Source organism: Agriterribacter sp., assembly GCF_035445465.1.
In the GTDB taxonomy this organism is placed as follows: domain Bacteria; phylum Bacteroidota; class Bacteroidia; order Chitinophagales; family Chitinophagaceae; genus Agriterribacter.
On sequence record NZ_DAOMQT010000094.1, the window covers coordinates 1 to 8477 of the forward strand.

Sequence of the window (8477 nt, forward strand, 5' to 3'; positions counted from 1 at the left end):
TCACATCATCAATGACTTATACTTTATAAAAATCAATGGCGGACAAGTCAGGAGGAAAAGGGTTCATGCGGAGTATGTAGATAAAGTACTTCTGCTAACAAATTAGCCGCAGATACGCAGTTTTTTTCTTTTTATCATCAACAGGTTCAGATAGCAGATTATAATGACTGTTCAATTTTTAGCTATGTGCCACGAATGCACGAATACATGTATTAAATATTCGTGCATTCGTGGCTATTTTAAGTTGTATTTGTAAATCAGACGTGCTTGCGGGCCGCTGAAAAATACGCGGCGCAAAAAAAATAGCGGATAGTCATCAGATTAATTCAATGTAGCCAGTAACTTTTTATTCAGCGTAACATAGTCTTCATTTTTGGCAGTGGCAGCCAGCGCTGTAGATTTGTTGGCTGCTGCAACGGCTTCTTTCTTCTTGCCCAGCTTTGCCAGGCATTTGGCTTTCTGATGCCAGATCCAAAATGCATCAGGTTCTTTTTCTGTTGCTTTATTGAACCAGCCAAGCGCTTTGTTCAGGTCTTTACCATTTTCAAGATAATAAGCAGCGGCCGCGAAGTAAGGGAAATTTTCTTTTCCTTCTAAGCTGCTGATCTGCGCATTGATCTTAGTGTTTACATCTGTAGTAATGGGGATGATAATAACGGTTCTGTCCCACCCAATGATCATGTTCATAGAAGAGGGTAAGATATTGTCAAAAGAGATTAAAAAAGACTCCAGAGGAAAAGGAAGGTCTACGGCGTTAACCTTAACGCGGGCTACATCCTGGTCTTCTTTGTAAGCAGACGGGCTGGTTACATTCAATTGTTTGGTTAAAATTACTGTCCATTCGGATGCGTTGGGAATGGTAAGCAATCCGTATTTCCCGGCCGGAATTTTTTTACCGCCAAAAGTAACATCATCACCAAAGCTAATAGTGGTAGCGGCATTTGCACCCGTACGCCATACCTTTCCATAAGGTACAAGGTCACCAAAGATGGTTCTGCCTTTTACTGCTGGTCTTGAATAAGACAGTTCAACGGCAGATAAGCCAAACTCCTGCTTTACTGTTTGCGATGGCGAAGCGGCCGGCGTTTTTAATTGTTGTGCTTCTGCAAAACAGATCACTGTAGAAAAAGCGGCAAGTAAAAAGATCTTTTTCATCTGTAGTTGTTTTTTGGTTGATTAATCAGGTCGTTGTTTGTATGCATAAACCCTGCAGTTGCATGGCTTATCGCACTGTTATTTATTGCGGCGAAGATAATGTTTACAGTGATGTAATTCAAGCCGGAAAGGAAATTGAAAAGAATTATGCCAGGTTTAACAAAATATGCGCGTCGTCAGGCTTGCTGTAGCGATCAGAACTGGATGGTAAGTGTTACCTGTGCAGTGCTACTGCCTTCTGTTAATTTCCATTGAGGGCCTTCTTTTACCACGCGGATGGCTTCTTTATTACACTGCGGACAGGTAGAATGTATGATCTTAAAATCCGAGAGCCGGCCGTATTGATCAACAGAAAACGACAGGTCAACAAACCCCCGGCTGGCGGTAAATGCCGTTTCCGGCAAACGGGTATTGTTCACTAAGTAAATATCATAATTGCCCCAGCCGTCTGCAGGCTCTGCTTCAGGAGATTCATCCGCACTTTCATCCCTGGTGGCTGTTGCTTTTTTCTTCTGAGTGCCATAGCCCGATACTACCACTTCCGACAATTGGTTACCATCGGGCCGGAGTATAATGTTATTAACAGGAGCGCCTGCGTATAAAACCACCTGTTGCGGTTGAAAGCCTACAGATTTTATATCCGCTAACAATGAGGTATCGCCGCTTAATAATTTAAAGTTACCCCCGGCATCGCTATAGGTACCAGCCGGTGTATTGCTGATACGGATATTTACAAAGGGCAATGGCTTGTTGTGGTTGTCGGTTATTTTGCCGGTAATTATATTGGTAATAACCGCTCCCGGAGCGTTGTTTGGTGTTGCTGAAATAGGTATGGTACGGGATGCTCTTACAGGGCTTTTTTCACTTTCCGCTTCTTCCGCTTTCTGCGCCCTTAGTATATTAGCTGCTGTAGCCTGGTCTGCTGCATTAACCGTTAAATCAGGGAATGCTGAATCATTTTTTGTTTTGGGTTGGGATGCAACAGAAGACTTTATTTTTTGAGGAGCGGCAGGAGGTAAAACAGGAGACGCTTTCCCGGGCCTTGGAGCCGGTGTATTGCTTTGTTCCCGGTTTTTGTTCTCCTGCACAGCACTATCTGTTGAACCGGTGACTTCGTCTGCTATTTTATCAGTATTTTCTTTTTCCTGCAAAGGCTCAATTTTCTGCTCTTTTTCTTTTTGCTGCGCGATATTGTTTTCAGTTGGAGCAAGCCAGTACCAGGTAAACGCTGTTCCCAATACAATAAGAATGGCTGCTGCGGCGCTCCACCATATTTTTGTGCTGCGCAGAGGCATTACTTTAGGGCCGGCTTTTTCCTGTAATCTTTTTCTCAGGTCTTCTATATCTGAAGAAAGGGCCGGAGAGGAATGATGCGCATAACCCTCTATTGCTTCAGCCAGGAAAGGATCCTCAAGCGCAGCTTTTTCCATGGCATGCCTTTCCTTTGCAGGCATCTGCCGGTTCAGGTAGCGTTCTATGTCCGCTGCTGTGTATCGTTTGATATGTTTATTATTGTCAGACATTGTTTATTTAGTCAGTGGTCAGTAGTTAGTGGTGAGTGGTCAGCTATCCGTGAGCCCCTTGCTCCCCTGTACCTTGTAACCTGTAACATGCGGTCTGACGCTCCTTCATCGCCTGCGACCGCTACATTTTCAAATTCTCACATTTCCACATGCTCACTCCTCTTCCATACAATTTTTCAAATTCCTCCTCCCGTTTTGAATATAGCTTCTTACCTTATTCCATTCATAGCCTGTAATTTCGGCAATTTCGTCATAGCATTTTTGCTGTAAATAAAATAGTTCAACTGTTTTTTTCTGTTCTTCCGATAGGGTTTGCATGCATTTTTCTAATTTAACAAATTGTTCTTCTTTTTCCAACACGCCATTAAGATGCACGGTTTCTTCCAAATGCATATAATCGGGGTTAAATTCGGTGGTTTTCAGGTTTCTGGGGGTACGCAACTGCATCAGGCAGTAATTACGGGTAAGCGTGTGCAGCCAGCTTTTAAAATTATTCACTTCATGCAGTTTGAGCTTCTCAACCAATGCTTCAAAAATGCTCATCACGGCATCTTTACTGCGCTCGCTGTCTTTAAAATACTTCAGGCAAACCCCGTATACCAGCTCCATATACCGCTGGTAAAGGTCCGACAGCACACGCATATCCTTTGTTTGCTTATACAAAGCTATCATTTCCAGATCTGTGTTGCCCGCGGTTGATATGTTTTTAATAAAATTCAAACAATAAACAAGTGAGAATCAAAGATAAAAGATAATAGGAAAGAGAAGCATAATCCGTTCTTTATCTCTTTTCAGCATAAATATTTTCAGGCGCGTATGTAATGACATCCGTTATGGCATCCATCATTCAAACTAAACCTTAAAAATTATTTGTATGAAGCAGGTAACCATTTACGGCATAATCATTATTGCCGCCTTAACGGCTTTTTTGCCACGCACTTCTTTTACAGTAAAAGGTAAAGTAACCGATAGCACAGGCGCTATCCTTTCTGCGGTATCCGTTACCGAAAAAGGTACGGCAAATATTACCCAAACCGATACTAATGGCAATTTTACTATTACCGTTGCGGATGTCAATGCCATATTGGTTTTTTCATCCGTAGGATTTGATACCCGGGAAATAAAAGTATCCGGCAAATCAATGCTGCATGTGCAGCTATCCGGATCAGCTGCCAACCTGGAGGAAGTAGTAGTTACAGCATATAGCGCTGTTAAAAAGAAAAGCATTACGGGAGCAGCAATGCAGGAGTCGGAAGCAGATATGATGTTGCAGGGTAAGGTGGCAGGTGTAGCAATAAGAGGGAATGCTTCCTATCCTTCGGCCGCTGCAAGGAAAACGCGTAATCAAAACTACCCGTTGTACCAGCAGCGGGATGAGGATTTTAATACCGAAGGGTATGACGGCATTACAGAAAACCGCTTTCTTACAGTAAAGGATAATCCGCTGTCTACTTTTTCCATAGATGTAGATGCGGCTTCCTATAGTAATGTACGGCGCTATTTAAACAACGGGCAGTTGCCACCTGCCGGGGCAGTGCGCACAGAAGAGCTGATCAATTATTTTCATTACGATTATCCTCAGCCCACAGGCGACAGACCTTTCTCTATCTATACCGAATTATCTGAAGCGCCCTGGAACAAAGATCATCGCTTGGTATTGGTGAGCCTGCAGGGGAAGAAAGTGGCAACGGAAAACATCCCGGCCTCCAACCTGGTTTTTTTGATTGATGTATCGGGTTCAATGGAAGATGCCAATAAGCTGCCCCTGGTAAAGCAATCTATGAAGTTGCTTACAGATCAACTGCGCGAAAAGGATAAGGTGGCCATAGTTGTATACGCCGGCAGCGCAGGACTGGTATTGCCTGCTACCAGCGGAGCAAATACACAAACCATAAAGGATGCTATTGAGCGGCTAACGGCGGGTGGTTCTACGGCAGGTGGCGAAGGGATTAAATTAGCGTACAGCATAGCCAGGCAAAATTTTGTGCAGGGCGGCAATAACCGTGTTATTTTATGTACCGACGGCGATTTCAATGTAGGCGCCAGCAGTGATGCCGACATGGAAAAGCTGATTGAGCAGGAAAGAAAGAGTGGTGTTTTTTTAACGGTGCTGGGTTACGGCATGGGTAACTACAAAGACAATAAGATGCAAAAGCTGGCCGGTAAAGGCAATGGCAACCATGCTTATATTGATGATATGAGTGAAGCGAAGAAAGTGCTGGTGAGTGAGTTTGGCGGCACCTTATTTACCATTGCCAAAGATGTGAAGCTGCAGGTGGAATTTAACCCTGCCAAAGTACAGGCTTACCGTTTAATAGGTTACGAAAACCGCTTGCTGAATAAAGAAGATTTCAACAATGATAAGAAAGATGCCGGTGAGCTGGGGAGCGGGCATACCGTTACGGCTTTGTATGAGGTAATACCTGCAGGTGTAAAGAGTGATTTTACAGAAAAGGTTGATCCGCTAAAATACCAGTCCCTCAAAAATAATGCGGGAAATAATAATTCTCCTGAGCTCATGACGATCAAATTCAGGTATAAAGATCCGGATGGGGAAAAGAGCAAGCTGATAGAACACCCGGTTGTTGACGGGCACATGGCATTAATCCATACTTCTGTTAATTTCCGGTTTGCCGCTGCCGTGGCTCAGTTCGGTATGCTGCTCACCCATTCCGAATTCATGCAGCAATCTTCGTACAACAACGTGCTGGCATTGGCTAATTCTGCTATTGGTGCCGATCAGGAAGGTTATCGCAAAGGCTTTTTGGAATTGGTAAGAAAAGCAGGAAGCCTGGCGAAGAAGGAAAATGGCGTTAAAGAAGAGGATGAGCTGGTAGGAAGAAAATAGTATACCGTGAGAAGGAGCATAGCGTATGGCGCCTGTGCAGGTGGTACGCTATGCTTTTTTGTGCATATTACAATGAATAATCATATTGCTCAGGGTAATTAATAGCTGATTGGAGATTGATGATTATAAATTACAGTGTATTTTTATGCAAGGTCGTTTGTTTAGCGTAGCATTATGAAATTAGACAAATTTGTATTAGCCCTGTTCATTGCAGTTGGGGTTGCCTGGTTTTTCCCGCAGTTCGGTTCCGCCCAAAGTGGCATTCCGCTGGATGCTGTTTGCAGTGCCGGCATTGCTTTGATCTTCTTTTTTTATGGCGTAAAGCTAAGCCCGGAGAAAATAAAGGCAGGCTTAAAAAACTGGAAGCTGCATATCGTTATCCAGGCAGCTACGTTTATCATTTGTCCGTTGCTTGTATTGATTTTCTATCCTTTTCTGAAAAATGAGCAGCAGGAAATGATCTGGCTGTCTGTGTTTTTTCTGGCCGCTTTACCTTCCACGGTTTCTTCCTCTGTTGTGATGGTGGCTATGGCAAAAGGGAATTTGCCTGCCGCCATTTTTAATGCAAGCATTTCGGGGCTCATTGGTATTGTTTTGACGCCTCTGTGGATGGGGTTATTTCTGCAGCAGCAAGGCGATGTTGATTTTCTGCAAATTTATTTCAAGCTGATCGTTGAGATCATTATACCTGTAATTGCCGGTACTGTCATGCAACGCGCTATAGGACATTGGGTTGCCAGGTATGGTAAACAACTGTCGGTATTTGACAAGAGCATTATTGTTTTGATCGTATATAAAAGTTTCGCGGAATCATTTTCGGATGGTACATTTTCGGGCATGCAATGGAATGACCTTGCGATGATATGCGGTATTTCCGTTGCGCTGTTTTTTGCACTATATGGCATTATTTACTGCACAAGTAAGTTGCTTGCCTTCAATAAGGAAGACATGATCACCGCGCTGTTTTGCGGTTCAAAAAAATCATTAGTCCATGGCACGGTATTCTCAAAAGTGCTGTTCAGCAATGCGGCTTTCGCAGGTTTTATGCTGCTGCCATTGATGATCTTTCATGCGTTTCAGTTATTTATGGTGAGCTATATTGCCGGGCGGTTTGCAGGTAAAGAATAGTGTTAAGGACTTACTGCATGTAATGGTAAAGTAGCCGGCAACAAATTAATTTTGGTAGTAATTTTATTAATTCCTGAAAATAAAGACTGAGGTATGTATATCCCTAAGATGAATGCAATGACAGATCGCGAAGAGATGGTTGCCTTCATGAAACGATTCAGCTTTGCAACGATTATTACTGCCAGGGAAAATTTTCCTACGGCTACACATTTGCCCTTTCTTATATCAGTTCACGGCGATAAGATTATACTGACTTCTCATTTTGCAAGGGCAAATGAACAATGGGCAGCTATTGGAGAAAATAAGGTTTTAGTGATCTTTACTGAGCCACACGCTTATATATCACCCAAAAACTATGATAAGGAGCTAAATGTGCCTACGTGGAATTATATTTCGATTCACGCTTACGGGCAGGGGAAATTTGTTACCCAAACAGATAAAGTTATTGAAATACTGGAAAAGACAATTCATAGCTATGAAATGGCTTACATGCAGCAATGGAATAGTTTGCCTGAAGATTTTAAATTGAAAATGATAAAGGGTATTGTAGCTTTTGAAATTGAAGTAACCGAGTTGCAGGCAAAGAAAAAGCTGAGCCAGAATAAAACGGAGGCCGAGCAACGAAGCATTATCAACTCACTTTCAGGAAGCGATAATGACAATGAAAAACATATTGCAGATTATATGAAGCGGAACATAGAAATGTGATAAAACATGGGTATATAATTGCTATCCTCTTCCGGTTATCCAATACATCAGGCTTCCAGTAATTTCTCTTAAATACATATCCCAGTTTTTAAGCGCGTTGGCCGACGGAAGCATATAATCGGTTGGCACAGTACTATCCGGGGGCCTAACAAAAAAGGCGGCCGGGTAAGGTATTACCGCAATGCCCGCCCTGATAAAGGTTTTTTTAGCGCGGGGGATATGCATAGCCGAAGTAACGAGCAGGTAGGGTGGGGGAAGCTGCAGTGAATCAATGATCTTTTTGGTATTGGCAGCGTTTTCGGCTGTATTGCGCGAATCCCTGTCTAAGGCAATCGCTTCCGGGGGAATGCCGATTGCAATGAGCTGCTGCTGAATAAAATCGCCTTCCCTGAACGTGTCCCGGTTAAAGACGGTACCATCCCCTGCCGCTACAATTATTTTTTGTATATGGCCTGTTTTATACAATAGTGCCGCCTGTATAAACCTGTCGCTTTGCTCACTGAAATAAGTTTGCTGGTCTGTTTTATTCTTTCCCGCGAAGCCGCCTAATAAAATGCCTGCGCTGTAATTTTCACCTGCCCCGAGTGTTACTTTTTCAGGCTGGTAAGCAAGGATGAGCTGACTGATGATAAAGGGATTGGTAAAGAACAGGAGCATAATGATGCCGGCGGTATAGCATCTTTTTTTCCTGGCTGCTTTTTTGGATAACCATGCCCATACAAAAACAATTACGATCCATAATACGGGGCTCAATAATACAATTACCAGCTTGGAAATGACGAACATCATGCTTCAATATACATTGCAGCGCGTGAAAACCCAAAAATGCGGATAGAATTTGTGTAGTCAGGGGAGAGTGGTTAGTAGTGAATAGTTGGTTGCGAGGCCCGATTTGAAATTTGATATCTAAAATTTGAGATTGTATTTCTCTTCGATTTAACAGCAGTGAGGTACCAGCTATTGGTTGTGCAATTGCTAACGATAGGTTGAGTACTTCTTCTTTCACCTCTCTCTTTTCACTTGTCCTTTAAGCTCATGGTTTATCATTAGCATACAGCCCTCATTTTCAAATTTTCAAATAGGATTAGGTATTTTATTCTCAAATAGCTTTTAGT

General features: G+C 42.9%; 7 protein-coding genes. 3 read left to right on the top strand and 4 right to left on the bottom strand.

The features are described 5' to 3' along the window. Window positions 1-321 precede the first annotated feature (321 nt). From PLE34_RS21040 to PLE34_RS21050, 3 genes are all read right to left on the bottom strand, one after another. The gene (locus PLE34_RS21040; RefSeq protein WP_324560325.1) at window positions 322-1155 is read right to left on the bottom strand and encodes a DUF2911 domain-containing protein; all 834 of its coding nucleotides are present in this window, start codon (window positions 1153-1155) and stop codon (window positions 322-324) included. Window positions 1156-1349: 194 nt separating this feature from the next. After that, window positions 1350-2678 carry an energy transducer TonB gene (locus tag PLE34_RS21045; protein WP_324560328.1) on the bottom strand — a complete coding sequence of 443 codons (1329 nt, stop codon included), beginning with the start codon at window positions 2676-2678 and terminating at the stop codon, window positions 1350-1352. A 153-nt stretch (window positions 2679-2831) separates the two neighbouring features. Beyond that, entirely contained in the window at window positions 2832-3398 is a 567-nt protein-coding gene (locus PLE34_RS21050) for an RNA polymerase sigma factor (RefSeq protein ID WP_324560331.1), read from the bottom strand. Window positions 3399-3552: 154 nt separating this feature from the next. Here PLE34_RS21050 and PLE34_RS21055 point away from each other — a divergent pair, with 154 nt between their 5' ends. The 3 genes from PLE34_RS21055 (at window position 3553) to PLE34_RS21065 (ending at window position 7362) form a co-directional block, all read left to right on the top strand. Next, window positions 3553-5526, top strand: a complete 1974-nt coding sequence (locus tag PLE34_RS21055) for a vWA domain-containing protein (RefSeq protein ID WP_324560334.1) — start codon at window positions 3553-3555, stop codon at window positions 5524-5526. 174 nt (window positions 5527-5700) lie between these two features. Then, window positions 5701-6654 (top strand): bile acid:sodium symporter family protein, encoded by a 954-nt coding sequence (locus PLE34_RS21060; protein WP_324560337.1) that lies wholly within the window; start codon window positions 5701-5703, stop codon window positions 6652-6654. 93 nt (window positions 6655-6747) lie between these two features. Continuing rightward, window positions 6748-7362, top strand: coding sequence for an FMN-binding negative transcriptional regulator (locus PLE34_RS21065; protein ID WP_324560339.1), 615 nt, complete (start codon window positions 6748-6750; stop codon window positions 7360-7362). Between the two features lie 21 nt (window positions 7363-7383). On the opposite strand, the gene PLE34_RS21070 is transcribed toward PLE34_RS21065, so the two are convergent. Continuing rightward, on the bottom strand, window positions 7384-8151 hold the full coding sequence (locus tag PLE34_RS21070; protein WP_324560342.1) for a YdcF family protein: 768 nt from the start codon (window positions 8149-8151) through the stop codon (window positions 7384-7386). Window positions 8152-8477 lie beyond the last annotated feature (326 nt).